The organism is Microcella sp. (genome assembly GCF_046296455.1).
Classification (GTDB): Bacteria; Actinomycetota; Actinomycetes; order Actinomycetales; family Microbacteriaceae; genus Microcella.
The window spans coordinates 1-25048 of the sequence record NZ_JBKBLF010000017.1 but is presented as its reverse complement, the minus strand read 5'-3'; the positions used below and the strand labels follow the sequence as shown (position 1 = coordinate 25048).

The 25048-nt window shown below is 71.3% G+C and carries 27 protein-coding genes and 1 pseudogene; 17 read left to right on the top strand and 11 right to left on the bottom strand.

All coding sequences use genetic code 11. From position 1 onward, the window contains the following. Window positions 1-763 (bottom strand): FadR/GntR family transcriptional regulator (locus tag ACK4HH_RS09765; protein ID WP_409651189.1); only part of this gene is annotated, 763 nt, incomplete at its 3' end. Window positions 764-889: 126 nt separating this feature from the next. Between ACK4HH_RS09765 and ACK4HH_RS09760 the strand changes: the two genes are divergently transcribed. From ACK4HH_RS09760 to ACK4HH_RS09745, 4 genes are all read left to right on the top strand, one after another. Then, window positions 890-1966: an ABC transporter ATP-binding protein gene (locus tag ACK4HH_RS09760; protein ID WP_409651187.1), complete on the top strand. Its 1077-nt coding sequence runs from the start codon at window positions 890-892 to the stop codon at window positions 1964-1966. Window positions 1967-2042: 76 nt separating this feature from the next. Beyond that, entirely contained in the window at window positions 2043-3224 is a 1182-nt protein-coding gene (locus tag ACK4HH_RS09755) for an extracellular solute-binding protein (protein ID WP_409651185.1), read from the top strand. Between the two features lie 83 nt (window positions 3225-3307). Then, a complete protein-coding gene (locus tag ACK4HH_RS09750) occupies window positions 3308-4195 on the top strand; it encodes an ABC transporter permease (RefSeq protein ID WP_409651183.1) in 888 nt (295 codons plus the stop codon). A 7-nt stretch (window positions 4196-4202) separates the two neighbouring features. Continuing rightward, complete coding sequence (locus ACK4HH_RS09745) at window positions 4203-5015, top strand: ABC transporter permease (RefSeq protein ID WP_409651181.1); 813 nt, start codon at window positions 4203-4205, stop codon at window positions 5013-5015. A 118-nt stretch (window positions 5016-5133) separates the two neighbouring features. Here ACK4HH_RS09745 and ACK4HH_RS09740 read toward each other — a convergent pair whose 3' ends face one another. Further along, window positions 5134-7515, bottom strand: coding sequence for a glycoside hydrolase family 3 C-terminal domain-containing protein (locus tag ACK4HH_RS09740; protein ID WP_409651179.1), 2382 nt, complete (start codon window positions 7513-7515; stop codon window positions 5134-5136). 85 nt (window positions 7516-7600) lie between these two features. Here ACK4HH_RS09740 and ACK4HH_RS09735 point away from each other — a divergent pair, with 85 nt between their 5' ends. After that, the gene (locus ACK4HH_RS09735; protein ID WP_409651177.1) at window positions 7601-8869 is read left to right on the top strand and encodes an MFS transporter; all 1269 of its coding nucleotides are present in this window, start codon (window positions 7601-7603) and stop codon (window positions 8867-8869) included. Here the strand turns inward: ACK4HH_RS09735 and ACK4HH_RS09730 are convergent. From ACK4HH_RS09730 to ACK4HH_RS09720, 3 genes are all read right to left on the bottom strand, one after another. Beyond that, window positions 8820-9044, bottom strand: a complete 225-nt coding sequence (locus tag ACK4HH_RS09730) for a hypothetical protein (protein ID WP_409651175.1) — start codon at window positions 9042-9044, stop codon at window positions 8820-8822. The two genes, ACK4HH_RS09735 and ACK4HH_RS09730, sit on opposite strands and share 50 nt — an antisense overlap. Before the next feature lie 52 nt (window positions 9045-9096). Continuing rightward, window positions 9097-9354, bottom strand: coding sequence for a hypothetical protein (locus tag ACK4HH_RS09725; protein ID WP_409651173.1), 258 nt, complete (start codon window positions 9352-9354; stop codon window positions 9097-9099). Window positions 9355-9458: 104 nt separating this feature from the next. After that, window positions 9459-9764 carry a hypothetical protein gene (locus ACK4HH_RS09720; RefSeq protein WP_409651171.1) on the bottom strand — a complete coding sequence of 102 codons (306 nt, stop codon included), beginning with the start codon at window positions 9762-9764 and terminating at the stop codon, window positions 9459-9461. A 266-nt stretch (window positions 9765-10030) separates the two neighbouring features. On the opposite strand from ACK4HH_RS09720, the gene ACK4HH_RS09715 reads away from it, so the two are divergent. Continuing rightward, window positions 10031-10306: a GlsB/YeaQ/YmgE family stress response membrane protein gene (locus tag ACK4HH_RS09715; protein ID WP_409651169.1), complete on the top strand. Its 276-nt coding sequence runs from the start codon at window positions 10031-10033 to the stop codon at window positions 10304-10306. A gap of 64 nt (window positions 10307-10370) precedes the next feature. On the opposite strand, the gene ACK4HH_RS09710 is transcribed toward ACK4HH_RS09715, so the two are convergent. Together ACK4HH_RS09710 and ACK4HH_RS09705 are read right to left on the bottom strand one after the other, a co-directional pair. Beyond that, window positions 10371-10595, bottom strand: a complete 225-nt coding sequence (locus tag ACK4HH_RS09710; protein ID WP_409651167.1) for a hypothetical protein — start codon at window positions 10593-10595, stop codon at window positions 10371-10373. Beyond that, window positions 10595-10921, bottom strand: a complete 327-nt coding sequence (locus ACK4HH_RS09705) for an ATP-dependent DNA ligase (protein WP_409651165.1) — start codon at window positions 10919-10921, stop codon at window positions 10595-10597. The genes ACK4HH_RS09710 and ACK4HH_RS09705 overlap by 1 nt, the downstream gene beginning before the upstream one ends. A gap of 133 nt (window positions 10922-11054) precedes the next feature. Here ACK4HH_RS09705 and ACK4HH_RS09700 point away from each other — a divergent pair, with 133 nt between their 5' ends. Genes ACK4HH_RS09700 through ACK4HH_RS09685 form a run of 4 tightly spaced genes read left to right on the top strand, consistent with a single transcriptional unit; the run spans window position 11055 to window position 15701 of the window. Further along, on the top strand, window positions 11055-12086 hold the full coding sequence (locus ACK4HH_RS09700; protein ID WP_409651163.1) for an agmatine/peptidylarginine deiminase: 1032 nt from the start codon (window positions 11055-11057) through the stop codon (window positions 12084-12086). Beyond that, complete coding sequence (locus tag ACK4HH_RS09695) at window positions 12083-13813, top strand: amidase (protein WP_409651161.1); 1731 nt, start codon at window positions 12083-12085, stop codon at window positions 13811-13813. Before ACK4HH_RS09700 ends, ACK4HH_RS09695 begins: the two co-directional genes overlap by 4 nt. Further along, on the top strand, window positions 13810-14673 hold the full coding sequence (locus ACK4HH_RS09690; protein WP_409651159.1) for a tryptophan 2,3-dioxygenase: 864 nt from the start codon (window positions 13810-13812) through the stop codon (window positions 14671-14673). The genes ACK4HH_RS09695 and ACK4HH_RS09690 overlap by 4 nt, the downstream gene beginning before the upstream one ends. Further along, the gene (locus tag ACK4HH_RS09685) at window positions 14670-15701 is read left to right on the top strand and encodes an amidohydrolase family protein (RefSeq protein WP_409651157.1); all 1032 of its coding nucleotides are present in this window, start codon (window positions 14670-14672) and stop codon (window positions 15699-15701) included. Before ACK4HH_RS09690 ends, ACK4HH_RS09685 begins: the two co-directional genes overlap by 4 nt. A gap of 312 nt (window positions 15702-16013) precedes the next feature. Here ACK4HH_RS09685 and ACK4HH_RS09680 read toward each other — a convergent pair whose 3' ends face one another. Then, window positions 16014-16337 carry a ribonuclease E inhibitor RraB gene (locus ACK4HH_RS09680; protein ID WP_409651260.1) on the bottom strand — a complete coding sequence of 108 codons (324 nt, stop codon included), beginning with the start codon at window positions 16335-16337 and terminating at the stop codon, window positions 16014-16016. Window positions 16338-16399: 62 nt separating this feature from the next. After that, on the bottom strand, window positions 16400-16870 hold the full coding sequence (locus ACK4HH_RS09675) for an Lrp/AsnC family transcriptional regulator (RefSeq protein ID WP_409651155.1): 471 nt from the start codon (window positions 16868-16870) through the stop codon (window positions 16400-16402). 94 nt (window positions 16871-16964) lie between these two features. Between ACK4HH_RS09675 and ACK4HH_RS09670 the strand changes: the two genes are divergently transcribed. From ACK4HH_RS09670 to ACK4HH_RS09655, 4 genes are read left to right on the top strand one after another with little or no spacing between them, the layout of a single operon-like run. After that, the gene (locus tag ACK4HH_RS09670) at window positions 16965-18665 is read left to right on the top strand and encodes an alpha-keto acid decarboxylase family protein (RefSeq protein ID WP_409651153.1); all 1701 of its coding nucleotides are present in this window, start codon (window positions 16965-16967) and stop codon (window positions 18663-18665) included. Continuing rightward, entirely contained in the window at window positions 18662-19711 is a 1050-nt protein-coding gene (locus ACK4HH_RS09665; RefSeq protein WP_409651151.1) for a Glu/Leu/Phe/Val dehydrogenase dimerization domain-containing protein, read from the top strand. Before ACK4HH_RS09670 ends, ACK4HH_RS09665 begins: the two co-directional genes overlap by 4 nt. 26 nt (window positions 19712-19737) lie before the next feature. After that, complete coding sequence (locus ACK4HH_RS09660) at window positions 19738-20076, top strand: iron chaperone (RefSeq protein WP_409651149.1); 339 nt, start codon at window positions 19738-19740, stop codon at window positions 20074-20076. A gap of 25 nt (window positions 20077-20101) precedes the next feature. Then, window positions 20102-20791, top strand: a complete 690-nt coding sequence (locus ACK4HH_RS09655) for a CDP-alcohol phosphatidyltransferase family protein (RefSeq protein ID WP_409651147.1) — start codon at window positions 20102-20104, stop codon at window positions 20789-20791. On the opposite strand, the gene ACK4HH_RS09650 is transcribed toward ACK4HH_RS09655, so the two are convergent. Beyond that, on the bottom strand, window positions 20788-21639 hold the full coding sequence (locus tag ACK4HH_RS09650) for an EamA family transporter (protein ID WP_409651145.1): 852 nt from the start codon (window positions 21637-21639) through the stop codon (window positions 20788-20790). The two genes, ACK4HH_RS09655 and ACK4HH_RS09650, sit on opposite strands and share 4 nt — an antisense overlap. 92 nt (window positions 21640-21731) lie before the next feature. Here ACK4HH_RS09650 and ACK4HH_RS09645 point away from each other — a divergent pair, with 92 nt between their 5' ends. The 3 genes from ACK4HH_RS09645 (at window position 21732) to ACK4HH_RS09635 (ending at window position 24747) form a co-directional block, all read left to right on the top strand. Continuing rightward, complete coding sequence (locus ACK4HH_RS09645; RefSeq protein WP_409651143.1) at window positions 21732-22577, top strand: putative RNA methyltransferase; 846 nt, start codon at window positions 21732-21734, stop codon at window positions 22575-22577. A 126-nt stretch (window positions 22578-22703) separates the two neighbouring features. Then, entirely contained in the window at window positions 22704-24086 is a 1383-nt protein-coding gene (locus ACK4HH_RS09640; RefSeq protein WP_409651141.1) for a sensor histidine kinase, read from the top strand. Window positions 24087-24096: 10 nt separating this feature from the next. After that, complete coding sequence (locus tag ACK4HH_RS09635) at window positions 24097-24747, top strand: response regulator (RefSeq protein WP_409651139.1); 651 nt, start codon at window positions 24097-24099, stop codon at window positions 24745-24747. A 95-nt stretch (window positions 24748-24842) separates the two neighbouring features. Here the strand turns inward: ACK4HH_RS09635 and ACK4HH_RS09630 are convergent. Then, window positions 24843-25048, bottom strand: a pseudogene (locus ACK4HH_RS09630) (hypothetical protein); the annotation flags it as partial.

Genomic DNA, 25048 nt, shown 5'->3' with positions numbered 1-25048 from the left:
TCACGGCGCTCGCGTGCCGCTCGCGGTAGGCGATGAGCCAGTCGATCGTGGCGCGCGTGCTGGCGCGCAGCGCCCGCACGGCGGCCTCGGCGTCGCCCGCACCGACGGCCCGCAGCACCGCGAGCAGGTGCGCTCGATTCTCGGCGCGGCTCGCGGGGTCGGTGTCGATGAGGGCGAGCAGCGGCGAGAACTCGCCCTGCAGCTTCATCTGCTCGCGCGTGAGGCGCGCCGACTGGCTCAGGGCGGCGAGCTCGATGACGGCGTCGTCAGAGGCGCGGCGCCAGGCGGCGAGGTCGTGGTCGTCGCCGCGCTCGAGCCGGGCGACGATCATGGCGATCTCGCTCTCGTCGGCGCGGCGGGCGGCGAGCTCGACGCAGGCGGCGGTGATGGCGAGGTAGTGCTGGGCGGCGTCGCGCAGGCTCACGCGCGAGCCGTCGAGCAGCGCCCGCGTGGCGAAGTGCACGGGGTCGGCGCTGTCGGCGATGAAGCTGCCGCCGGTGCGGCCGCGTCGCGTGACGATGAGCCCGCGCTCGCGCAGGGCGAGCAGGGCCTCGCGCGCCGTTGCGGGGGCGACGCCGAAGGCAGCCGCGAGCTCGGTCTCGGCGGGCAGGCGCTCACCGGCGGCGAGCACGCCGCCCATGATCGCCTCGGCGATGCGGCGCTCGACGAGGGCCGCGCGACCCTCGTCGCCGATGGGCTGAAAGACGGCGCTGTGCAACCGGGTCGGTCGGCCCGAGCGGGGCGCGGCGCTGCGGATGCTCATGGCCCCATTGTCGGGCACGCGACCGAGAGCGTTACACCGGCGTTATGCGATCGAAATAAAAGATATGAAACTATACGTTTACAGTTATTGCACCGACCAACGATGTCTCGGAGGATCCCCGCCGCCATGTCCGCCCCTCATGCGACGACCGCCCCCGGCGCTCCCGGCCCCGCTGACCGCGGCCACGGCGGCGTCGAACTCACCGGCGTCACCAAGCGCTTCGGCGAGACGACCGCTGTCGACGACCTGACGCTCACCGTCGAGTCGGGCGAGTTCTTCTCGATGCTCGGCCCCTCCGGATCGGGCAAGACCACCGTGCTGCGCCTCATCGCCGGGTTCGAAGAGGTCACGAGCGGCACGATCGCGATCGCGGGCGCCGACGTCACGCAGGCGGCGCCCTTCGACCGCACCGTCAACACGGTCTTTCAGGACTACGCGCTCTTTCCGCACATGTCGATCGCCGAGAACGTGGCCTACGGCCTGCGCGTGCGCAAGGTCGCCAAGGCCGAGCAGAAGGATCGCGTCGCCACCGCGCTCGAGCAGGTGCGTCTCAGCCACGTCGCCGACCGTCTGCCGCACCAGCTCTCGGGCGGCCAGCGGCAGCGCATCGCCCTCGCCCGCGCGCTCATTCTTCAGCCGCGCGTGCTGCTGCTCGACGAGCCGCTCGGCGCCCTCGACAAGCAGCTGCGCGAGCAGATGCAGATCGAGCTCAAGCAGATTCAGCGCGAGGTCGGCATCACCTTCATCTTCGTCACGCACGATCAGGAGGAGGCGCTGACGCTGAGCGACCGCATCGCCGTGTTCAACAACGGCAAGGTCGAGCAGGTCGGCACGCCGCGCGAGGTCTATGAGTACCCGCAGACCGCCTTCGTCGCGAGCTTCCTCGGCCTGTCGAACCTCATCGACGCCGCGCACGCCGAGCGCCTCACGGGCGTCGCGACCGCCATGAGCGTGCGCCCCGAGCGGGTTCGCCTCATGGATGCTCGCACCGAGCCCGCCGCCCACGAGACCTGCGTCGACGGCACGATCGTCGAGACCGTCTACACGGGCCCCACGACGCGGTACATCGTCGACACCGCCGACGGGCTGCGCGTCGTCGCCGAGCGCCACAACGACCACGCCCCGAGCGACACCGCGCCCTACCACCGCGGCGACGCCGTGCGCGCCGTCTGGGTCACCGAGCACGCCGCGATCGTGCCCTGACCCGACCCCGAGCAGCACCACCCCGGCACCACACAGCACCACCCCACAGCACCACCCCCCACATCAAGGAGGAAACATGCGACAGAAACTGATGGCGCTCTCGGCGGTCACCGCCGTGTCGGCGCTCATGCTGGCCGGCTGCGCCGCGCCCGCCGCGAACGAGGGCTCGGGCGAGCTCGTCTTCGACGTGCCCGACGTTCCCATGCACGAGGCGCTCGGCGAGGGCGAGGGCCAGGTCGACATCATCGCCTGGTCGGGCTTCGTCGAGCCGGCCTGGGCCGACACCTTCACCGAAGAGACCGGGTGCGTCGTGAACCGCAAGGTCGCGGGCACGAGCGACGAGATGGTGCAGCTCATGCGCACGGGCGACTACGACCTCGTCTCGGCCTCGGGCGACGCGAGCCTGCGCCTGATCGTCGGCGGCGACGTCGCCCCGATCAACCGCGATCTGCTGCCGAACTTCGGCGACGACATCGTTCCGGGCATGCAGGGCCAGCTCTACGACACGATCAACGGCAAGGTCTACGGCGTTCCGATCGGCCGCGGCGCCAACATCCTGCAGTACAACACCGAGGTCGTCACCGAGACGCCCGAGAGCTGGGACATCGTGTGGGAGGCCGACAGCCCCTACGCCGGCCAGATCACCGCGTACGACGCCCCGATCTACATCGCCGACGCCGCGGTCTACCTGATGTACCACCAGCCTGAGCTGGGCATCCAGAACCCCTACGCGCTCGACGAGACGCAGCTCGCCGCCGCGGTCGACCTGCTCAAGCAGCAGAACGCGATCGTCGCCGAGTACTGGGCCGACCCGGTCGCCCAGATCACCTCGTTCCTCGGCGGCACGACCGTCGCGGGCACCTCGTGGGAGGTGCTGCGCAAGTTCACGGAGGACACCGAGAAGTTCGGCGGCACGCTGCCCGTCGAGGGCTCGACCGGCTGGTCGGACGCCTGGATGATCTCGAGCCAGTCCGACGCGCCGAACTGCGCCTACCTCTGGATGGACTACACGAGCTCGGCCGAGGTGAACGGCGCCATCGCCATGAACTTCGGCATGGCTCCCGCCAACGGCGCGTTCTGTGAGCTCTCTGACGAGGCCGCTGCCCACTGCGAGCAGTTCAACGCCCTCAACGAGGAGTACTTCGAGAACGTCTGGTACTGGACGACCCCGATCGAGCAGTGCATCGACGGCCGTACCGAGGTGCAGTGCACCTCGTTCCAGGACTGGACCAACGCCTGGGCGACCATCAAGGGCTAGACCCTGACCGCGGAGGGGCGGGGCCGACCGCCCCGCCCCTCCGCACCACCCCGCTTCCACCCCCGCACGCGCGAAGGAAACCCGTGACCACCACGACGACACCGGCGAGAACGAGCAAGCCGCTCTCGACGCTGCTCTACCGGCACCGCTGGATGCGCCTGGTCGGCCTGCTGAGCCTGCCGCTCACGTGGCTCATCGGCCTCTACATCGTGTCGCTTGCCCTGCTGCTCGTCACGGCGTTCTGGTACATCGACTCATTCACCTCGAAGGTGATCCCCGGATTCACGCTCGACAACTTCGTGCTCGTGTTCAGCGAGCCCGCCTACATCACGACCTCGCTGCGCACGCTCGGCGTCGCGCTCGCCGTCACGGTGCTGAGCGCCCTCTTCGCGGTGCCGCTCGGCATCTTCATGGCCAAGCTCGCCTCGCCATGGATGCGCGCCGTGCTCGCCGTCGCCATCACGCTGCCGCTCTGGGCTGGCTACCTCGTGAAGATCCTCGCCATGCGCATCACGTTCACCGAGGAGGGCTTCTTCAACTGGCTGATGGCGCCGCTCGGCATCACCGGCCCGGGCTTCAGCATCGTCACGGTCGTGCTCACGCTGACCTACCTCTGGTTCCCCTACATGGCGCTGCCCGTCTACACGGCCATCCGGCAGATCCCCGTCAACCTCTTCGATGCCTCGGCCGACCTCGGTGCGCAGGGCTTCACGACCATTCGCACCGTCGTGCTGCCGCTGCTCTGGCCCGCGCTCATCGCCGGCAGCGTCTTCACCTTCTCGCTGAGCCTCGGCGACTACATCGTGGCGCGCTTCGTGGGCGGGGCGAACGCGCAGATGATCGGCAGCATCATCGCCTCGAACATCAACCTCAACCCGCCCGTCGCGGCCGCGTTCTCGGTCATCCCGATCGCCTTCGTCGTCATCTACCTGCTGGTCACCCGGCGCACCGGCGCCCTCGAGAGGATGTGAGCGGCGCATGCTGAGACTCACCCGCGGCACGCGCGTCGCCTTCGGCATCGTCGTGGCGATCGTGCTGCTGTTCATGTACGTGCCGCTGTTCCTCGTCATCATCAACTCGTTCAACGTCGCGCCCATCGCGAGCTGGCCGATCACGGGCTTCACGCTCGACTGGTGGGTGCGCGCCTTCCAGAACGAGGCCCTGTGGACGGCCGTGACGAACTCGGCCATCGTCGCCGCAGGCGCCATGGTCATCGCGCTCGTGCTCGGCACGCTCGCGGCCTTCGCCCTGCAGCGCTACTCGTTCTTCGGCAAGCACACCGTCAACCTGCTCATCGTGCTACCGATCGCCCTGCCGGGCGTCGTCACGGGTGTCGCCTTCAGCAACTCGTTCAACAACGTGCTCGAGCCCGCCGGAATCCAGGTCGGCTACTTTGGCATGATCATCGCCCACGCGACCTTCTGCATCGTCATGGTCTTCAACAACGTGTTCGCGCGGCTGCGGCGCATGAACCCGAGCATGCAAGAGGCGTCGATGGATCTCGGGGCGAGCCTGTGGCAGACCTTCCGCCTCGTGACGTTCCCGCAGTTCCGCACGGCCTTCGTCGCGGGCGGCCTGCTCGCCTTCGCCCTGAGCTTCGATGAGATCGTCGTGACGATCTTCACGGCCCCGGCCGGCGTCGAGACCCTGCCCCTGTGGATGTTCAACCAGATGGCCCGCCCCAACGAGGCGACGCAGGTCAACGTCATCGCGACCGTGCTGATCCTGCTCTCGTTCATCCCCGTCTATGTCTCTCAGCGCCTCACCCGCGCTGAGGAGGAGGAGCGCTAGGGGGGTAGCGCTTCACCGCGGCGCCCGGCTCTGCCGGGTGGTCCGCCCCGCGCGGGTGCACCCTTCGGGTGGGTGCACCCGCGCGCGTGGTCAGAGTCGTCGGGTCAGAGTCGTCGGGTCAGCGCCGCCGCAGCAGCGTGGCCACGGCGCGCAGCGGTCGCCGGTTCGCGAGGGCGACCACGGCATCCACGACCGCCCACGACAGCTTGCCCTGCGACATCTGGGCGAGCCCGCGCAGCGGCAGCTCGTCGATGCTGCGCTCGATGAGGGCGAGCGAGGCGGGATCGGCGCGATCCTCGTCGCTCACGGGCGCCATGCGCACGACGGCGTTGCGCAGGCTGCGGCCGACGAGCGTGCCGCCGATGTCGCCGAGGGTCGATTCGCGCGTGAAGGGGCGGGCCGGTGCTGCGCTCGGGATGGCGCGGCCCAAGCGCCGCGCCCACTGCTCATCGCTCGCCGCGATCGCCGCGGTCGACGGCCCCTCGGCCGAGTCGGATGCCGTGCCGAGCACCTCGATCGCCACCACGGCCGCGATCGTCTCGCTCGAGCGCGCGACCTCGAGGTCGACCAGGCCGCTCGGCAGCACCCAGTCGTGCACCCGCACGTCCCAGAAGCGCAGCGCATCGGCAGCCACGGCGACCTCGACCGCGCGGGTCTCGCCGGGCGCGAGACTCGCGCGCGCGAAGCCCACGAGCTCGCGGCGCGGGCGCAGCACGACCCCCGAGCGGTTGTGGGCGTAGACCTGCACGAGCTCGGAGCGCGCGGTCGGCCCCGTGTTGGTGACCTCGACCGCGACGGTCAGGCGGTCGCCCTCGGCGAGCGTCGCGGCGCTCGCGCGCGCCGCGCCCCAGGCGCTCGCGCCGTAGCCGAGGCCGTGCCCGAACGCGAAGGCCGGGGCCACGCCCGCGGTCGTCGCGTGCCGGTAGCCGACGAAAAGGCCCTCGCGGTAGTGCACCTGCGCGAGATCGCCGGGAAAGTACGGGTCGGCGGCCACGTCGGCCTGCGCGGCCGGCCAGGTCTCGGCCAAGCGCCCCGCGGGCTCGACGACGCCGAGCAGCGCATCGGCCAGCGCGCCGCCGCTCGCCTGCCCGCCGAGAGAGCTCAGCAGCACGGCGGCGACCTCGTCGCGCCACGGCAGCAGCACGGGGGCCCCGGCGCTCAGCGCGACGACTGTGCGGGGGTTCGCCGCGGCGACGGCCGCGACGAGCGCGTCGTGCTGCGCGGGCAGCGCGAGCGTCTCGCGGTCGAAGCCCTCGCTCTCGGCGATGCCCGGCAGCCCGACCATGACGACCGCGACCTCGGCCGCGCGAGCGACCGCGACGGCCTCGGCGATGAGCGCGGCGTCGGGCGCCGAGCGCACGGGCTCGTAGCCGGCGGCGTAGGCCACCTCGAGTCCCGCGGCCTCGAGCGCCGCGCGCGCCGTCGTGAGCCGAGTCGGCGTCACGAGCGAGCTGCCGCTGCCCTGGTATCGAGGGCTCTCGGCGAAGGCGCCGATGAGGGCGACGCGGGTGGCGGGCGCGAGAGGCAGAATCCCGTCGTTCGTGAGCACGACCGAGCTCGCCGCCGCCGCGCGGCGCGCGAGCGCGTCGTGCGGGTCGAGCAGCTCGGCCATCGTGGGGGCGGCGTCGGTACGGGCATCCTGCGCCTGCACCGCGAGGTCGATGACGCGCTGCGCCGACCGCGCGACATCGGCGGCATCGAGTTCGCCCGCGGCGAGGGCGGCGCGCATCGCGGGCTCGGTGCGGGCACCGCCGGGCATCTCGAGATCCATGCCCGCGGTCACGGCCGCGGGCCGGTCGGCCGTCGCCCCCCAGTCGCTCACGACGACACCGTCGAAACCCCACCGCTCGCGCAGCACGCTCGTCAGCAGCCAGCCCGCCTCGGTCGCGTGGTCGCCGTTGATGCGGTTGTAGGCGGCCATGACCATGCGCGGGGCGCTCGCGCGCACGGCGATCTCGAAGCCGCGCAGGTAGAGCTCGTGCAACGTGCGCTCGTCGACGATCGCGTCGATGACGAATCGGCGGTGCTCTTGATTGTTGACGGCGAAGTGCTTGAGGCACGCGCCGACGCCGGCGCTCTGGATGCCCTGCACGGCGCTCGCCGCCAGCAGCCCGCTCAGCAGCGGGTCTTCGCTGTAGTACTCGAAGTTGCGGCCGCACAGCGGGTGCCGCTTGATGTTCATGCCCGGACCGAGCACGACATCGACGCCGAGCGCGCGCGCCTCGCGGCCGACGGCCTCGCCGACCTCGCGCACGAGCGACGCATCCCAACTGCTCGCGAGCGTCGCCGCGGGCGGAAAGCACGTGGCGGCGACGCTGCTCGCTAGCCCCAGGTGGTCGGTCGCCTCCAGCTGGGCGCGCAGGCCGTGCGGGCCGTCGGCCGTCATCGCGGCCGGGATCCCGTGCTCGGGCAGCGCGCGCGTGCGCCAGAAGTCGGCTCCCGACAGCAGCGAGAGCTGCTCGTCGGTGCTCAGCGTGGTCGCGTCGATGCGGTTCGTCACGACCTCGAGACTAGGTCGTCACCGCGCAGCGGTGCACGCGTCGTACGCTGGCAGCGGCGCAAGGGAGCGCCGCGAGAGGATTCCCGTGACGACCACCTCGACCCCGCCCGCCGCCGACGGCACGCAGCCTGTCGAGCGCGTGCGCATCCAGGGCCCGCTGCGCAGCCTGCTGCTGTGGTTCATACCGGGCACGCTCGGCATCTTCATCTTGTGGGGCGCGATCCCGACCGTGCTGCTGCCGCTGCAGGTCGAGCAGCTCGACCCCGTCAACAAGGTCGCCAACCTGGCGATCGTCACGACGATCGGCGCGCTCGCCGCGATGATCGCGCAGCCCGTCGCCGGCACGATCAGCGACCGCACGCGCAGCCGCTTCGGCAACCGCGCGCCCTACATCGTGGGCGGGGCGCTCATCGGCGGCCTCGCGCTCGTCGCGCTCGGGCTCTCGAGCAGCATCCTCATGGTCGCCCTGTGCTGGACCCTGGTGCAGATCTCGTTCAACGTCGTGCAAGGCCCGTACTCGGCGATGCTGCCCGATCGGGTGCCCGAGGCCGTGCGCGGAACCTTCGCCGCGATGATCGGCGCGATGACCATGGTCGGCTCGCTCGGCGGCGTCATTCTCGCCTCGCTGCTCGCGGGCAGCATCCCCGGCGCGTACCTCGTGCTCGCGGGGGTCTCGGTCGTGCTGCTGACCCTCTTCGCCGTGTTCACGGGGCCGCGCGACAACCGGGGCGAGCCGCGGGCGCCCTTCCGGCTGCGCGACTTCTTGCTCACCTTCTGGGTCAACCCGATCGCGCACCCCGACTTCTTCTGGGCGTTCACGGGCCGGCTGCTGCTCTACACCGGCTACTTCCTCGTCGTGGCGTACCAGCTGTACCTGCTGCAGGACTACATCGGCCTGGGCGACGAGGCCGTCGTGCTGCTGCCGATCGTCTCGGCCGCCGCCCTGCCCACCCTCGTGATCGCCGTGGCGATCTCGGGCCCGTGGAGCGACCGGGTCGGCCGCCGCAAGCCCTTCGTCGTGGCCTCATCGCTCATCGTCGGCCTCGCGCAAGTGGTGCCCTGGGTGTGGCCGACCTTCGAGGGCATGGTCGTCTTCGCCCTGCTCGCGGGCTTCGGCTTCGGCGCTTTCCAGGCGGTCGACACCGCGCTCGTCTCGCAGGTGCTGCCCGACTCGCACGCGCACGCCAAAGACCTGGGGGTCGTCAACATCGCCGCCACCCTGCCGCAGACCATCGCCCCGGCGATCGCGGGCGCGGTCGTGCTGGCCTTCGGCTTCGTCGGGCTCTTTCCCGCCGCGATCGCCCTCAGTGTTCTCGGGGCGCTCGCGGTGCTGCCGATCCGCTCGGTGCGCTGATCGCGGCACCCAACTCGCCGTCGAGCCAGTCGACCGTGGTGATGAGCGGCGCGGCGTGAGCCGGTCGCGTGACCGCGGTGATGCGCACCTCGTCCCAGGCATTGCCGTCGTGGGTGCTCGCTGAGGCCTCGGTGCGCATCCGGCGATGCTGAGGCTCGTGGTCGTGCGTCGTCATGCGGGGAGCTCCTCGGTGTGCAGAGTGGGTGCGAGTCGGCGGGTGCCGACTGCTAAATGTCGAGGTCGATGCTGGTGTTCCACGGGCCGGCGGCGGTGCCGGCTTCGAAGGTGACGGCCCCGTGGCGCACGATCACGTGCGTCGATCGGGTGATGAGCACCTCGAAGAGCTGCCCGTGCACGCCCGTCACCTGCACGAACGCGCCACCGCGCTCGAGCACCGCCGTGATCTCGCCGATGAGCGCGTGCACATCGGCGTCGTCAGCGAGCGCGATGCGCTCGGTGTTGATCACGAGCAGTGCGGCCGTCATGGTGGTTGCCTTCCTTCGCGCCCCACGGTACGGAGCGCGGAGCGATCCGCGACAGCCCTTGCTATTCGAGCCGCAGGCGGCTACAGGCGCGGGTCGGGCGGCCCTCAGCCGTCAGCGGAGGCGGGAGGGTCGTCGGCGAGATGCACCCCGCCCGTGGCCGACGACAGAATCAAGGCCTCGATCCACTCGCGATTGATCTGGGGCGCCCGAGAGCCGGTGAAGGTGATGTGCAGGGGCACACCGTTGTCGATCCACAGCGCGTGACGCCCGCTGCCGTTGCCCGCCGGAACCGACCAGGTGAGGAAGAAGTTCTCGCCCCTGCGCAGTTTCGTGCTGATGACGATCTGAACGTGCGCGAGCATCCGATCATCGAAGCTGAAGTCTTCGTTGTGGTACCGAAGCGTTCCCATGGCCGTCGTCCTCGCCTCAGTCGTGTGTGCCGCCGGTGACCGGCAGCACGGCCCCAAGATGTACGAGCACTCACCCTGGCATGACCCCCGTTCGGGGGGCAAGCGCAGCCGGGGGTCTTGACCGGCGCGGGACGCTGCGGTAGGGCCGTGCCGTATCACGGTCGCGTGGTGCGTGGCAAGGGGTGGGGCCGGTCGCGGCCCCTGTGGTTGTCTCGTGCGGGCCCTGAACGTCGGGGTCAGTACGACGAATCGACTGGGAGGTCGACATGGGCATCATCGGATGGATCATTCTCGGACTGGTTTCGGGCGCGATTGCCAAGGCGATCCTGCCCGGCAACCAAGGGGGCGGCTGGGTGATCACCCTCGTTCTCGGCGTCGTCGGCGCCCTGCTCGGCGGCTTCATCGGCAGCCAGCTCTTCAACGTGGGACTCGAGGGCTTCTTCGACATCACCACGTGGCTGCTCGCGATCGGTGGCGCGATCATCGTGCTGCTGATCTACGGCCTGGTGACGCGCGGTTCGCGCGCCGGCACCACGCGCTAGATCGTCCAGCGACGCAGAAGGGCCGGTTCCGTCGGAAACCGGCCCTTCTCGGCGTGCGGGAGGCCTACTCCTCGCCCGCCACGTGCTCGGGGTCGCTCGTATCGATGAGCCCGACCGCGACGCCCGGGTGAATGAGCAGGTCGGCCGTCTTGAGCTGGCCCCGGCCGTGATTGACGCGCAACCACCCGGCCTGACCCGTAGCGAGGATCGCCTCGATCTCGACCTTGAGGTCGCTGGCATGGCGGGGAACGATGTACTCCTCGCCGTCGTAGTGAATGGTGGTGCGCATCACGAATCCTCCTCGCCCGCTGCGGGTACCGTCGTCGGCTCGGCAATCAGGTGCAACCCTGACGGGGTGTTGGCCAGCAGCATGAGCTCGTCGATCCACGCGCGGTTGATCGAGGGCGGCCGGCTGCCAAAGAACTTGAACGCCACGGGGATCGTGGGGTGCATCCAGATGACACTGCGGCCGTTGCCGATCGAAGCGTCGTCCTTCCAGCTGAAGTAGAAGGCCTCGTTGCGTCGCAGCTTGGCGCCCATGACGATCTGCAGGTGCGCCAGGGTGCGATCGTCGAAATCGGCCGACAGCGTCGAGTCGTAGGTCAGTGTTCCCATCGTTCCCCCTCCGCGGCCGATGACGAGACGTCGACCGCGCCTCGAAGTATGGCACCCGCGCTGCCGATCGCGTCCGTCGCCGTGCTCGCGATCGCTGCTGTGCCTCGCCGGGCCCCCTCAGTAGGCTCGCCTCATGACCTGGCGCATGCCCGCAGAGACCGCTGAGCACGACCGCATCTGGATGGCCTTCCCCCGCGAGGGAGAGGTCATGGGCGACAGCTCGGCCGCGCGCGAGGCGACCTACGCCGCCTGGACGAGCGTGGCGCACGCCATCCTGCCCTTTGAGCCCGTGACGATGGTCGTCGACCCGAGCGAGCTCACCCGCGCTCGCCAGCTGCTGAGCGCCGAGATCGACATCGTCGAGGCCCCGCTCGACGACTTCTGGATGCGCGACATCGGCCCGACGTTCGTCATCGACGACGAGACGGGTGCGCTCGGCGGCATCGACTGGGTCTTCAACGCCTGGGGCGACCAGGGCGGCAGCTTCGCCCGCGACGCCCTCATCGCGCAGTTCGTGCTCGACCAGGCGGGGGTCACCCGTGTGCCGAGCCTGCTCGTGAACGAGGGCGGTGCCATCCACGTCGACGGCGAGGGCACCGTCATGGTGACCGAGACCGTGCAGCTCGACCCGGGCCGCAACCGCTACGCCACGAAAGAGCGCGTCGAGGCCGAGCTTGCTCGCACCTTGGGCGCGACGCACACGATCTGGCTGCCGCGCGGCCTCACGCGCGACTACGAGCCGCTCGGCACGCGCGGGCACGTCGACATGATCGCGACCTTCGCCGCTCCCGGCACCGTGCTCGTGCACGAGCAGCCCGATGCCTCGCACCCCGACCACGTCGTCATGCGCGAGGTGCGCGCCGTGCTCGAGCAGGCGACCGATGCGGCCGGCCGCCGCCTTCAGCTGATCGACCTTCCGGCGCCGAGCCAGTTGACCGACGACGAGGGCTTCGTCGACTGGAACTACGTCAACCACCTCACGGTCAACGGCGGCGTCATCGCGTGCGGCTACGACGACCCGGTGGCGGATGCGCGCGCACGGGAGCTGCTGGGCGCCGCCTACCCCGGGCGCGAGGTCGTGACGGTCGACGCCCGCGAGATCCTCGCCCGTGGCGGCGGCATCCACTGCATCACGCAGCAGCAGCCCGCTGCGTCGGCACGATGACCCGCATCCCCCTGGTCGAGACCTCGATCACGAAACTCGCCTCGGCACTCGCCGCGGGCGAGGTGACGGCGGTGGAGCTGGTGCAGGGCTACCTCGACCGCATCGCGACCTACGATCGCGAGCCCGCCGCCGACGGTTCGCGGCCCGCGCTGAACGCCGTGGTGGTCGACAACCCGGCGGCGCTCGACGAGGCGCGGGCGAGTGACGCGCGGCGAGCATCCGGCGCCGCGCTCGGCCCGCTCGACGGTATTCCGTACCTCGCGAAAGACAGCTACATGGTGCGCGGCCTCACCGTCGCGAGCGGCTCGCCCGCCTTCGCCGACCTGGTGGCGCAGCACGACGCCTTCACGGTCGAGCGCCTGCGAGCGGCCGGCGCGATCTGCCTCGGCCTCACGAACATGCCGCCCATGGCCAACGGCGGCATGCAGCGCGGGCTCTACGGGCGCGCCGAGAGCCCGTACAACCCCGACTACCTCACGGCACCCTTCGTCTCGGGCTCGTCGAACGGCTCGGGCACGGGCCTCGCGGCGAGCTTCGCGGCCTTCGCGCTCGCCGAAGAGACCTGGTCGAGCGGCCGCGGACCGGCGAGCAACAACGGCCTCTGCTGCTACACGCCCAGTCGCGGCGTCATCTCGGTGCGCGGAAACTGGCCGCTCGTGCCGACGATGGACGTCGTCGTTCCGTACACGCGCACGATGGCCGAGCTGCTGCTCGTGCTCGACGCGGTCGTGGCCGACGACCCGCAGAGCAGGGGAGACTTCTGGCGCGTGCAGCAGTGGGTGAGCATCCCGCCCGCAACGACCGTGCGCCCGCCCTCGTACCCCGCCCTCGCCGACCCGGCCGCGCTGCAGGGCGCGCGCCTCGGCGTGCCGCGCATGTATGTCGGCGACATGAGTGCCGACGACCCGATCGAAACGCGGCCGTCGGTCGTCGCCCAGTGGCAGAAGGCGCGCGCCGATCTCGAGGCGGCCGGGGCGACCGTCGTCGAGGTCGATTATCCGGTCGTCACGAACTATGAATCGCGGGGGCGGGTGGATGACCGCTCGATGGTCGCGCGCGGCCTGGTTCCCCCGCACTTCGCCGACCACGAGCTCTACGAGTTGAGCATGTGGGGGTGGCACGAGTTCTTGCAGGCGAACGGCGACCCCGCACTGCAGCGGCTCGCCGACGTGGATCCCGAGCTCATCTTCCCGACCCCGCCCGGCTCGCTGCCCGGCCGCTACGACGACCACCTCAGCCGCTTCGCGCCCGAGGATGTTCCGCTCGAGGACTACGTGCACCGCGCCCGCGCCACGGGCGTGCCGGCGCTCGAGAGCATCCCCGATATCGCCGAGGGCGTACGCGGGCTGGAGGAGACGCGGCGCCTCGACCTCGAGCAGTGGATGGATGAGCTCGGCCTCGACGCCGTCGTTTTCCCGGCCGTCGCCGACGTGGGGCCGGCGGACGCCGACGTGAACCCCGCGAGCGCCGAGCTCGCCTGGCGCAACGGCACCTGGGTCGCGAACGGCAACCTCGTGCCGCGACACCTCGGCATCCCCTGCGTGCAGGTCGGCATGGGACTCATGAGCGACATCGGCATGCCCGTGGGCTTGACCTTCGCGGGCCGCGCCTACGACGACTCGCGGCTGCTGGCCTTCGCAGCGGCCTACGAAGCCTCGGCCACCCGGCCCGGGTCCGCACTCGGCGGCACACGCGTGCCACCGCCGCACACCCCGGAGCTGCCATGACTGAGAACACGCGCGACATCGAAGAGTCGATCGTCACCGACTTCTCGACCCGCATGAGCTACGGCTCGTACCTCGCGCTCGACGAGCTGCTGCAGCTGCAGCGCCCGATCAGCGAGCCCGAGCACCACGACGAGATGCTGTTCATCATCCAGCACCAGACGAGCGAGCTCTGGATGAAGCTGCTGCTGCACGAGGCCCGCGCCGCACGCCAGTGCCTCATCGACGACGACCTCGGCGGCGCGCTCAAGCGCATCGCGCGCATCAAGCACATTCAAGAGGCGCTCATCCAGCAGTGGAGCGTGCTCGCCACCCTCACGCCGACCGAGTACGCCGAGTTCCGCGGGTTCCTCGCCAACTCCTCGGGCTTCCAGTCGCATCAGTACCGCGCGATCGAGTTCATCCTCGGCAACAAGCACGCGGGCATGCTCGCCGTCTTCGAGAGCGACCCTGCGGCGCACGCCGTGCTCGAGGGGCTGCTGCACGAGCCGAGCTTGTACGACGAGTTTCTGCGGCACCTCTCGCGTCACGGCATCGCGATCCCCGCGAGCGTGCTCGAGCGCGACGTGACGACGGCGCACGTCTTCACCCCCGAGCTCGTGCCCGTCTTCGTCGAGATCTACGAGGGCGCGCACGACGCCGGCGCGTCGAACTGGCGCGTCTACGAGGCCTGCGAAGAGCTCGTGGACCTCGAAGACAACTTCCAGCTCTGGCGGTTCCGCCACCTGCGCACCGTGCGCCGCACGATCGGCTTCAAGCGCGGCACGGGCGGCTCGGCGGGCGTCGACTTTCTGCAGCGCGCGCTCGACCTCACGTTCTTCCCCGAGCTCTACGCGGTGCGCACCGAGATCGGGCAACCGTGACCCCGAAGGCGATGGATGCCCCTGCCGCCGTTTTCCGCGTTGCCGACGCCTGGCGCGGCGCGTGGATGGGCCCGAGCCTGTTCCGCCGCGGCGGGTCGACCCTGCACTACGTCGGGCCGTCGTCGGCCGCTGACTCGGCCGGGGTGGTCGACCTGCCCGGCGTGCTGCTGCCCGGTTTCACCGACCATCACGTGCACCTGAAGCTGCTGCCGGCGGACGCACTCGAGCCGCTCGCCGCGGGCGGCCTGTCGCGCGTGATCGACCTCGGGGGAGACCCCAGCACGCTCGCGGTGCTCGCCGAGCCCGACCCGTTCGCCGCGGCGCTCGAGTTCGCGGGCGCCTTCCTCACGGCGCCCGGCGGCTACCCGAGCGATCGGGCGTGGGCGCCCGCGGGCTCGTCGCGCGAGGTCGCCTCGGCCGACGATGCTGAGCTCGCGGTGGCCGAGCAGCTGGCGGCAGGGGCATCCCGCATCAAGATCGCGCTCAACGCCAGTGCAGGTCCGGTCTGGGATGACGCGCTGCTCGCCGAGGTCGTCGCCGAGATCCGCGCGGCCGGGCTGCCCGTCGTCGCGCACGTCGAGGGGGCAGGCCAGGCGGCGCGCGCGATCGAGGCGGGAGTCGACGTGCTGGCGCACGCTCCGTTCACCGAGGCGCTGCCTGATGCGGTCATCACGCAAGCGGTGGCGCAGGGGCAGCGCTGGGTGTCGACGCTCGCCATTCACGAACCGGCTGACCAGGAGATCGCGATCGAGAACGTGCGAGCGTTTCGTGCCGCCGGGGGAGAGCTGCTCTACGGCAGCGACCTCGGCAACGGCGAGCAGCCGCTCGGCCTCAACCCGCACGAGCTGACAGCGCTCGCCGACGCGGGGCTCGATGAGACGGCGGTGCTGCGCGCGCTCGTCGGCGGGTTCGGGCGCGGCCGCTGGAAGAAGCGCGTGACGTGGATGCCCGACCGTCCGGTCGCGATCACCGACATGGCCGACGCGGTGTCGCTGAGCGTCGGCGACCTCGAGGCCGCTGGCCGCTGAGCCTCTTCACTGCTGCGGAGCGAATCCCACGACCGCGTGGCAGTACACGGGCTTCGCCGCGCCGGTCACCCCGTGGTTGCGAGTGAGCCGCGAAGCCGCTCGATGCCAGACGCTCAGCCCGCACCTTCCGCACCCGTTAGGCTTCCACAACTTCGGAGTGGGGGCCGTTCCCCCTTCCGAAGTTATGGAAGTCGCGCAGACGGAAAACAGCACAGCAGCCCACGGGGCACGACCGGGAAACAGACGAGCCTGCGGCGGGAGCGCGGGAGCGCCGGAGCGCGGGAGCGCAGGAACCCGGGGGCGTGAGCCGTATCAGCCCTGGATGACCGGGGCGCCCCAGCCGTCGTAGTCGCCGTGGTGCGCCGCGACGACCGCGAAGACCTCTTCGACCATGCGGTCGGCGGTCTCGACGTCGACCGTGGCGACCTTGGCCGCGCGCAGCGTGCCGCGGAAGATCATGCGCCGGGCGACCGTCACGGCGTAGCCGAGCGACTCGAGGGCGGTGGCGGCCGAGCGCGCATCCTTGATGGCCGAGAAGTTGGCGAAGTGCTCGACCTCGCGCGGTTCATCGACGTTGTCGCGCATCTTGATGCGCTGACTGAACTGCTCGACGTTGCAGGTCAGGTGCGACTGCATATCTCCCACTCGCGCGATGCTAGACCGGATCACGGCAGAACGCACATCGAGCACGAACCCGCTCAGGCCTCGAGCAGGGGTGTCGTGCGGTAGGCGATGAGCTCTTTCAGCACGATCGAGGTGGCCGTGCGACGGATGCCGGGGCACCGCAGAATGCGCTGGCCGACGTCGTAGAGGTCGTCGGTGTCGCGCGCGACCACCTGGCACAGCAGGTCATTCTGGCCCGAGGTGGCGAGGCACTCGATGATCGTCGGAATCTCGCGCAGCGCCACCATCGCCTCGTCGAACCGGTCTTGATCGACCTCGGCCGTCACAATGGCCCGGATGCTGTACCCCAGCGCCTCGGGCGGAACCGTCACGCTCTGAGGTCGCAGGGTTCGGCCGTCGAAGAGCTGCGCGATGCGGCTCTGCACCGTGCCGCGCGCGATGCCGAGCGACTCGGCGAGCCCGCCCACGGTCGCCCGCGGGTCGGCGTCGAGGGCCCGCACGATGCGGCGCGTCGTGGGGTCGAGAAGGGTGGCTGATCTGACCATGATGCGCGCCACTCTACGCCGAACTCTGGTCGAATCGACCAGTTCTCGACGCCGATCTTGTCGTGAGCACCCGGCAGGCGACAGGGTTCTGGTCATGATGACCAACGACGACACCATCAGCGTGGGCCAGTACCTCGCCGCCCGCCTCGTGCAGTGCGGGGGCTCGCACGCCTTCGGTATTCCGGGCGACTTCACGCTGAGTCTGCTAGACGAGCTGCTGACGCACCCGGGCCTCACGTGGGTCGGCTCGAGCAACGAGCTCAACGCCGCCTACGCCGCCGACGGCTTCGCGCGCGTGGGCCGCACGATCGCGAGCGTCGTCACGACCTACGGGGTCGGCGAGCTCAGCGCCATCAACGGCATCGCCGGCGCCTTCGCCGAAGACGTGCCCGTCATCTCGATCGTCGGCATGCCCGCGACGGGCGCGCTCGGCAGCGGGGCCCTGCTGCACCACAGCCTGCTCGACGGCGACCACGAGCACTTCGTGCGCGCCTTCCGCGAGGTCACGGCGGCCCAGGCCGTGCTCACCGCCGAGACCGCGACGGCCGAGATCGATCGCGTGCTGACCGTCGCGCTCACCTCGAGCAAGCCCGTGTACCTGGGGGTGCCCACCGACGTCGCGGTCGCGCGGGTGAGCGCCGCCGGACTGGCCGAGCCGATCCGGGCCCGGGGCAGCGAGCCGGGCGCCCTCGCCGCGTTCGAGCGTGCGCTGGCGCAGCGGTTCGCCGGGGAGAGTGCGGTGACGGTGCTGGCGGGGCCGCGCATCCACCGCCGCGGGGTCGAGGGCCGCGTCGCCGCGCTCGCCGACCTGCCCGGCGTGCGCATCGCCAGCCAGGTGGGCTCGAAGGCCGTGATCGACGAAGACCACCCGGCGAGCCTCGGCACCTACATGGGCGCCATCACGCAGACCGAGCGTGCGCGCCGCGCCGTCGACGAGGCCGACCTGCTCGTCATGGTCGGCACGGTCGTGAGCGACTTCACCACGGGCTTCTTCACGCAGGCCTTCGACCCCACCGCGACCGTCGAGCTCGCGCTCGACCACGCCCGCATCGGCTACGCGGTGTACCCCGAGGTGCGGCTCGACGACGCGCTCGAGGTGCTCGCGCGCGTGACCGCCGCGGCCGGGTTCGACGCCGCCGAGGCGATCGACGTTCCCGACCTCGCGGCACCTGCTGCGGCATCGGACGACGCGCCCCTCGACCACGCGATCTTCTGGCACGAGGTGCAGGGCTGGCTGCCGCGCGAGACCACGGTCGTCGCCGAGGCCGGCACCTCGTTCTACGGCGCGCTCGACCTGCGGCTGCCCGAGCGCAGCGACCTGCTCGGCCAGCCCGTGTGGTCGTCGATCGGTTACACGATCCCGGCCATGCTGGGCGCGGGCCTCGCCCGCCGCGACCGCCGACCCGTGCTCATCATCGGCGACGGCGCCGCGCAGCTGACGGTGCAAGAGCTCGGGCAGGTGTTCCACCACGGGCTCGCGCCGGTCATCCTGCTCATCGACAACGCCGGGTATACCGTCGAGCGCATGATCCAGAGCCCCGAGGCGGTCTACCAAGACATCGTGCCGTGGAACTGGCGGCTCATCCCCGCCGCGCTCGGCGGCGCGCGCGTGCGCGTGCTCGATGCGACGACCGCGGGCGAGCTGCGCTCGGCGCTCGCCGAGGCCGGGTCGGCCCCCGGAGACGCCGTGTTCGTGCGCGTGCAGCTGCCGCGCGACGACGCCCCGCGTCTGCTCGTCGAGCTCACCCAGCGGCTCGCGACCCGACCGACCGAGAGCGTGAAGGAGCTCGCATGACCACCGCACCTCTTCCCCTCTTCACGCACGAACGCGTCACGACCGTCACGGGCGAGCGCTCGGGCCTGCACATCACCGTCGCCCTGCACTCGAGCGCGATCGGTCCCGCCCTCGGCGGCTGCCGTCTCTGGGCCTACGAGCATTGGCTCGACGGCGTCGCTGACGCGATGCGGCTCGGCCAGGCCATGACGATGAAGAACGCGCTCGCCGACATCGGGGCTGGCGGGGGCAAGGCCGTCATCGCGCTGCCGCCGGGGCGCGTTCTCGACCCGGCCCAGCGGCGGGATGCCCTGCTCGACCTCGGCGACCTCGTCGAGTCGTTCGGCGGCGCGTACATCACGACCGAAGATGTGGGCGTCACCGAGCACGACATGCTCATCGTGCGCGAGCGCACCGAGCACGTCGTCGGCCTGCCCGCCGCCGACGGCGGCGCCGGTGAGCCAGCCGCTGGGACGGCGCTCGGGGTCTTCGCCTCGATCGAGCAGGTGCTGCTCGCGGTCTTCGGCTCGACCGATATCGCCGGTCGGTCGTTCGTGATCTCCGGCCTCGGGCAGGTCGGCTCGCGCCTGGCGCGGCGTCTCGCCGACGCCGGGGCCGTGCTCACCGTCACCGACATCAACCCGAGCGCTCTCGCGATCGCCGACCAGCTCGGCGCCACCTGGATCGACGCGGCCCACGCCGTGACGACCCCCGCCGACGTGTTGGTGCCGGCGGGCCTCGGCGGAATCCTGACCGCACCCGTCATCGAGCAGCTACCCGTGCGCGCCGTCTGCGGGCCGGCGAACAACCCGCTCGCCGAGCGCAGTGGGGCCGATGCGCTCGCCGCGCGGGGCATCCTGTACGCCCCCGACTACGTCGTCAACGCCGGCGGAGTCATCCACCTCGCCCTCACCGAGCGCGGCGAGACCCCCGAGACCGTCGATGCGCGCCTGCGCGGCATCGGCGGCACCCTCGCCGAGGTGCTCGCGACGGCCGCGGCCGAGGGCATCACGCCCCTCGATGCCGCCGACCGCATCGCGCTCGCGCGGGTGGCGGCCGCCCGCTGAGCCCTGCCCGGGTGTTTGATGAGCGCATGAGCGAGATCGACGACTACATCGCCGCCGCGCCCGAGGCCGCGCGCGAGCGGCTCGCCGCCGTGCGCGCGACGCTGCTGCGCTCCATCCCGAGTGGCACCGAGGCGTTCCGGTATGGGATGCCCGCCGTCATGGTCGACGCGCGCCACGGGCTGCACTACGCCACGTGGAAGCACCACCTTGCCATCTACCCCATCTACCGCGGCGACGAGGCCTTCGAGGCCGCGGTCGGGCCCTACCGTGCGAAGACCGACTCGGTGCACTTTGCGCACGCGCAGCCCCTGCCGCTCGACATCGTCGAGGTCATCGCACGCCAGCTCGCCGCCCGCTCCGAATAGGGTGACGAGCGAGGGGGGAGGGGCGATGAGCCGAGAGGCGATCCTCGACGGCGCCGACTCGCGCGCCGCGACCGACGAGTTGCTCGGCGGCCTGCGCCGCGGCGGGTTCGGCGGCCGCGCCCTCGGGGCGTTCATCGCCGACGCGACGCTGCGCAGCATCCGCGAGGCCCGCAAGCGGCCGATCGCGCTCGCCGAGGCGACCGCGGTGCACGCGGGCATGGCCGCGCTCGCGCACCCGCACGGCCGCGTCTGGGTCGCGACGAGCTGGCTCATGACCGTGACGCATCTCGGGATGCTCGAAGAGCGCCGCACGATGGGCCTGCCCAATCTGCTCACGGTCGCCCGAGCCAATCTGCCGGCCGCCGCGGCGCGACTCGGGTCGGCCGTTCCGGTTCTGGCCCTGGCCACGGATTTCATCGACGGCACGCTCGCTCGCCGCACGAGCACGGTCACCCGCTTCGGCACGCAGGGCGACTACCTCGCCGATGCCGCGCTGTGGACCTGGTTCACCGTGACGCACGAGAAGAGCCGCGGCTGGCAGCTCGCGACCTTCGCCGCGTGGGCGATCCCCGTCGCCGGTCTCACCCTTGCGAGTTTCGCGAAGGGCGGCATGGTCGACGTGCCCCGCTCGCGCTGGTTGCGCCCGGCCGCCGCAGTCGAGGTGCTCATCGGGGCGCGCGTGCTGGCGCGGCTGCTCGCCCGACGTCGCGCCTAGAGCGACGCGAGCACGAGCGCGCCCGAGGCGACGACGAGGCCCGTGATCTGCCACCGCGTCATGAGCTCGCGCAAGAACACGCGGCCGATGATCGCCGTGAAGATCGGTGCCGCCGGGGCGAGGATCGCGAGCAGCACGAGGTCGCCCGCCTGCAGCGCGAGTACGAGGAACAGGTTGCCGAGAATGTCGGCGATGCCGGTGACGACCGGGATCAGCACGTGCCGGCCCCGCAGGTGCACCGCCACCGCGCGGCCGCCCTCTCGGGAGAGCATCCGCACCAGCAGCAGTGCCGCCACGATCGTGATGCTGATGCGCGCGGCGAACACCGGCCAGAACCCGTCGGCCTCGAGCGCGAAGCTGATCGAGACCACGAATACCGAGAACAGCAGAGCGGCGATGAACGCGAGCAGCGGGCCGCGCAGGCTCGGGCGCTTGCCGTCGACCGGCGGCCGGTAGGTCACGAGCAGGATCGCGAGCACGCAGAGCACGAGGCCGATCGCGCGCAATGGCGACATCGTGTCGCCCGTGAGGAGCCCGACGATCGTGAGCACGGCCGTGCTGACGACGGCGATGATGGCCCCGGCGATGCCGACCGGTCCGATCGCGTAGGCGCGGTATGCGAGCGGCAGGCCGACGCCGGCCGAGGCGCCAGCCAGCAGACCGAGCCCGATGCCGACTGCGCTCGGGGTGCCGGGCATGACCGCGGCGATAGTGAGCGAGACGACGATCGTCGTGACGCCCGCGATGGTGACGACGATCGGCAGCGGCAGTCGACGTGCCGCGACGCCGCCCATCACATTGCTCGCGGCGACGAACACCGCGTTGATGAGGATGAAGACGACCGCCATGGAATGACCTTCGCGGAGAGAGGGATGGCCGCCGAACCTGCTCGGGAGTCGCCGCGCCCAATCTACCGGCGGCGCGCGCGGTACCGTTGCGGGTGATCACCCTCGACGCGGCCTTCGACATTCTGCAGTGCCCGAGCTGCGGCGAGCCGCTGAGCGCGGCCGACGGCGGCGCCTCGTGCGCCAACCGCCACCACTTCGACCGCGCCCGCCAGGGCTACCTGAGCCTGCGCGCCGCGCACAAGGGCAAGGGCGCCCCTGCGACGGGCGACACCCCCGAGATGCTCGAGGCGCGCGAGCGCTTTCAGGCCGAGGGCTTTCACGACGACATTCGCACGGCGGTGCTCGCGGCCGTGCCGGCCGACGCGCGCGGCTGGCTCGCCGACCTCGGCGGCGGCACCGGCTGGTATGCGACCTCGATTCTGGATGCCCGGCCTGAGCTGCACGGCGTCGTCCTCGACGCCTCGGCCCCGGCGGTGCGCATCGCGGCCCGCGCGCACGAGCGGTTGGCCGGGGTGAGCGCCGATGTGTGGACAGGTGTGCCCCTGCGCGACGTCAGCGTCGACGTGGCCCTGCGCATCTTCGCGCCCGGCAGCGCGGGTGAGGTGCGGCGCATCCTCGCGCCGGGTGGCACCGCGGTGTTCGCCGTGCCGCACGCCGATCACATGCGCGAGCTGGGCCACGGTCTCAAGCTCATGAAGGTGCCGGCCGGCAAGGCGGAGGAGGTCGCGGCGAGCATCCCGGACGCCACCCTCGTCAGCTCGGTCGACGTACGGCAACGCGTGCAGCTCTCGGTCGAGCAGGCGCTCGACGCCGTGTTCATGGGGCCCAACGCCTTTCACCAGGATCGCGCGAAGGTCGAGAAGGTGCTGCTCGAGTGGCAGGCGCCCATCAGCGTGACGATCGCCGTGACCGTGGTCGCGCTGCGCCTCGAGGCCTGACGCTCCCGGGGGTTAGCCCCCGCACGATCCGGGGGCCGCTCGGATGCCGCCGCGCGCGGCCGATCGCGAGGCTGGAGTCACCCCGGCGCGCCGTGCGCCGTGGCAGTCTGACACCAGGAGAACCCTATGACCACCGCCCCCGCAGCCCCGGCACCCGCCGTCGCCGACAGCTGGAGCTACGGCGCCCTCTGGCGCCGCGTTCCCCGCGCCCTCGGCTACCTGCTGCCGACCTTCGTGATCGCGATCGCCGTCTCGGTGGCGCTCAGCTCGTTCGTCTCGACGGCCGTGAGCCTGCTCATTGTCATCGTCGGCATCTACCTGCTCGCCCTCACCCTGCTGCTCGCGCGCTACACCGGCCAGTTCGAGATCGCGCGCCTGCGACTCTCGGGTGAGACGCCCATCGCGCAGCCGGTGTGGCCGAGCGACCCGGGCATGGTGTGGTGGAAGCGCTGGTTGCGCCCGCTCGCCAACGGCCGCTACTGGCTGAGCCTGCTGCACGGCGCGATCGTCGCGCCCATCGTCGCGACGCTGAGCTTCGTGGTCGTCACCGTGTGGTTGTCGCTCATCGCGGCGAGCGTCGCCGTGCCGATCCGCGTCGCCTTCTTCGACCTCGACCGCTGGGTCATCGAGGGTCGCGACGGCGGCAGCTGGGTCATCCCGAACGCGTGGGTCGAGAACTTCGCGCCCGTTGCCGTGATCGTCGCGATCGTGCTCGGCGTCATCGCTCTCGTCACCCTGCCCTACGTGCTGCGCGGCCTCACCTGGCTGCACGCCGCGATCGCCCGCCCCTTCTTGGGCCGCTTCACGAACGAGCAGCTCGAGGCCCAGGTGTCGAGCCTGTTCACCTCGCGCCAGGCGGCCGTCGCGGCCGAGGGCTCGGCCCTGCGCCGCATCGAGCGCGACATTCACGACGGCCCGCAGCAACGTCTGATCCGCCTGCAGATGGACCTCGCCGCCGCCGAGCGCCGCCTCGCCGAGAACCCCGATGAGGCCGCCGGTCTGATCCAGGATGCCCGGCGCCAGGCGCAGGACGCGCTCGACGAACTGCGCAACCTGTCGCGGGGCTTCGCGCCGCCGCTGCTGCTCGACCGCGGACTCTTCGCCGCGCTCGAGTCGCTCGCGACCCGCTCGAGCATCCCCGTAACCCTCGAGACCGAGCTCGGTGCGACCGCCAACCTGCCCGACGAGGTGGCGCGCAACGCCTACTTCGTGGCGAGCGAACTCATCGCCAACGCCGCGAAGCACTCGCAGGCGACCGCCATCACGCTGAGCGTCACGACGGCCGACGGCGCGCTCGTCGTCGCCGTGACCGACGACGGCGTGGGCGGCGCGGTCGAGTCGGTCGGGCACGGCCTCGCCGGGCTGCGCGACCGCGCGGCAGGCATGGGCGGCACGTTCGCGATCTCGAGCCCCGAGGGCGGACCCACCACGGTGCGAGTGGCGCTGCCGCTCGCGGGCGTCGGCTCCGCATCCCTCGCCCCGGCCGACGGCAGCGAGCCGAGTGCCTAATCTGGAGGGCATGTCAGCCCTTCGCGTCGCGGTCGCCGATGATTCGGTGCTGCTGCGCGAAGGGCTGGTTCGCGTGCTGCGCGACGCCGGCGTCGAGGTCGTCGGGGCGTTCGGCGACGCGGAGGCCCTGCTCGCGGCGGTGCCGTCGCTCGAGGTGAACGCCGTCGTGCTCGATGTGCGCATGCCGCCGACGTTCCGCGACGAGGGAGTTCGGGCAGCGATCGAGCTGCGGCGGCGGTACCCGGCCATCGCGATCCTGCTGCTGTCGCAGTACGTCGAGGTCGCCTACGCGCAAGAGCTGCTCGCCGCCGGAACGGGCGGGGTCGGCTACCTGCTGAAAGACCGCGTCGTCTCGCTCGACGAGGTGCGCGATGCCCTCGACCGCGTCGCGGCGGGCGGCACGGTGCTCGACCCCGAGGTCATCACGCAGCTCATGGCCCGCCGTGTCGACCCGCTGCAGTCGCTCACGGCGCGCGAGCGCGAGGTGCTCGAGCTCATGGCTCAGGGCCGCACGAACGGGGCCATCGCGGGGGCGCTGTTCATCGGGGTCGGAGCGGTCGAGAAGCACATCTCGGCGATCTTCGCCAAGCTCGGCCTCGACGCCGCCGACGGCGACCACCGCCGCGTGCTCGCGGTCTTGGCCTGGCTCCAGGCCCGCTAGCCCCCACCCTTCTGCCGCAGATCTGGGCCAAAAGGGCACGTCAGCGCGGCGGCATGCGCCCTTTTGGCCCAGATCTGGCACAGAGCGGCGGGGGCTCAGTAGCGGGCGAGCACCTCGGCGTCGCGCGCGTGCGTCAGGGCGCGGCGCACCGCGTCCAGTGCGCCGACCGGGTCGGTGTCGAGCATGCCGCGGGATGCTCGCAGCTCGTCGACCGCATCCTCCAGCCGCGCCCGCGCGCCCGCCGAGCCGCCCGCGCCGACGGCGTCGCGCGCGACGAGCAGCTGCGCCTCGGCCTGCACGC

Excerpts from the sequence above, each read along its gene's own strand:
- ACK4HH_RS09760 (WP_409651187.1), top strand. The coding sequence starts at position 890 with ATGTCCGCCCCTCATGCGACGACCGCCCCCGGCGCTCCCGGCCCCGCT.
- ACK4HH_RS09755 (WP_409651185.1), top strand. The coding sequence starts at position 2,043 with ATGCGACAGAAACTGATGGCGCTCTCGGCGGTCACCGCCGTGTCGGCG.
- ACK4HH_RS09745 (WP_409651181.1), top strand. The coding sequence starts at position 4,203 with ATGCTGAGACTCACCCGCGGCACGCGCGTCGCCTTCGGCATCGTCGTG.
- ACK4HH_RS09730 (WP_409651175.1), bottom strand. The coding sequence starts at position 9,044 with ATGACGACGCACGACCACGAGCCTCAGCATCGCCGGATGCGCACCGAG.
- ACK4HH_RS09725 (WP_409651173.1), bottom strand. The coding sequence starts at position 9,354 with ATGACGGCCGCACTGCTCGTGATCAACACCGAGCGCATCGCGCTCGCT.
- ACK4HH_RS09720 (WP_409651171.1), bottom strand. The coding sequence starts at position 9,764 with ATGGGAACGCTTCGGTACCACAACGAAGACTTCAGCTTCGATGATCGG.
- ACK4HH_RS09715 (WP_409651169.1), top strand. The coding sequence starts at position 10,031 with ATGGGCATCATCGGATGGATCATTCTCGGACTGGTTTCGGGCGCGATT.
- ACK4HH_RS09710 (WP_409651167.1), bottom strand. The coding sequence starts at position 10,595 with ATGCGCACCACCATTCACTACGACGGCGAGGAGTACATCGTTCCCCGC.
- ACK4HH_RS09705 (WP_409651165.1), bottom strand. The coding sequence starts at position 10,921 with ATGGGAACACTGACCTACGACTCGACGCTGTCGGCCGATTTCGACGAT.
- ACK4HH_RS09700 (WP_409651163.1), top strand. The coding sequence starts at position 11,055 with ATGACCTGGCGCATGCCCGCAGAGACCGCTGAGCACGACCGCATCTGG.
- ACK4HH_RS09695 (WP_409651161.1), top strand. The coding sequence starts at position 12,083 with ATGACCCGCATCCCCCTGGTCGAGACCTCGATCACGAAACTCGCCTCG.
- ACK4HH_RS09690 (WP_409651159.1), top strand. The coding sequence starts at position 13,810 with ATGACTGAGAACACGCGCGACATCGAAGAGTCGATCGTCACCGACTTC.
- ACK4HH_RS09680 (WP_409651260.1), bottom strand. The coding sequence starts at position 16,337 with ATGCAGTCGCACCTGACCTGCAACGTCGAGCAGTTCAGTCAGCGCATC.
- ACK4HH_RS09675 (WP_409651155.1), bottom strand. The coding sequence starts at position 16,870 with ATGGTCAGATCAGCCACCCTTCTCGACCCCACGACGCGCCGCATCGTG.
- ACK4HH_RS09670 (WP_409651153.1), top strand. The coding sequence starts at position 16,965 with ATGATGACCAACGACGACACCATCAGCGTGGGCCAGTACCTCGCCGCC.
- ACK4HH_RS09665 (WP_409651151.1), top strand. The coding sequence starts at position 18,662 with ATGACCACCGCACCTCTTCCCCTCTTCACGCACGAACGCGTCACGACC.
- ACK4HH_RS09660 (WP_409651149.1), top strand. The coding sequence starts at position 19,738 with ATGAGCGAGATCGACGACTACATCGCCGCCGCGCCCGAGGCCGCGCGC.
- ACK4HH_RS09655 (WP_409651147.1), top strand. The coding sequence starts at position 20,102 with ATGAGCCGAGAGGCGATCCTCGACGGCGCCGACTCGCGCGCCGCGACC.
- ACK4HH_RS09650 (WP_409651145.1), bottom strand. The coding sequence starts at position 21,639 with ATGGCGGTCGTCTTCATCCTCATCAACGCGGTGTTCGTCGCCGCGAGC.
- ACK4HH_RS09640 (WP_409651141.1), top strand. The coding sequence starts at position 22,704 with ATGACCACCGCCCCCGCAGCCCCGGCACCCGCCGTCGCCGACAGCTGG.
- ACK4HH_RS09635 (WP_409651139.1), top strand. The coding sequence starts at position 24,097 with ATGTCAGCCCTTCGCGTCGCGGTCGCCGATGATTCGGTGCTGCTGCGC.